General features: G+C 50.2%; 1 protein-coding gene and 1 pseudogene. Both read left to right on the plus strand.

What is annotated here, in order from left to right:
- Positions 1-377 (plus strand): hypothetical protein (locus tag R8N47_RS25015; RefSeq protein ID WP_000252592.1); only part of this gene is annotated, 377 nt, incomplete at its 5' end.
- Positions 378-451: 74 nt separating this feature from the next.
- Positions 452-725 (plus strand): annotated as a pseudogene (locus R8N47_RS25020) (NgrC); the annotation flags it as partial.

The raw sequence follows: 725 nt of genomic DNA on the forward strand, positions 1-725 counted from the left end.
CAATGGTGAGGACGGGGCGAAATGGCGAAATGTTCCAGCCTTGGCTTGGGGCAGCCTGCTTCTTTGGGAACTTCCTGACCGTCTCTCATGTTTTCAACATCATCACGAAAGATGACGGTGTTGTTGAGGCCTTAACAGAGGCGATCCGGAAGAATATGGCGACTGAACAGTACCAGCAGAATGCCTATGAGCGTTATGCCGGTTGGTTCTACGCTGAAACCAGCGAAGGGTTAAGGCTAGTCTCTCCAAGTGAGGCTGCCGACATCCGAGCTGGCGCAGTTTCAAAGCTGCGTTACCCAAGAAACTTCGAGGTTATGAAAACTGCGGTTCTCAAAGGTCCTCGATTTGATACTGAATTAAGCCGCAAGGCTTCTTAACCCAAACATTAACCCCACGGGGGACATCGGTCCCTGAGGGGATGGTGTCTCCCTCTGAAATTAAGGAGATACCAATGATTAAACAGCATTTTCAAAACGAACTGGTTAAGTGTGGATACCCGGATGATCTGACGATTGAGTACAGTCTCGGATACTGCCAGGGGGATGGCGTAGCCTTCTACGGGGATTTGAGCGTTGATGACGTCAAAGCTCTCATGAATCGCCTATTCAGCACTGAGCCCGGCCAAGTGGATGCTGTCAGCCGCGTGAAGAACCTGATGGCACAGAAAGACATTGAGAATATGCTTTCTGTCCTCCGCGAATATGGTTCCTGTGACCTGTCCATTA

The organism is Vibrio sp. 2132-1, from assembly GCF_033344315.1.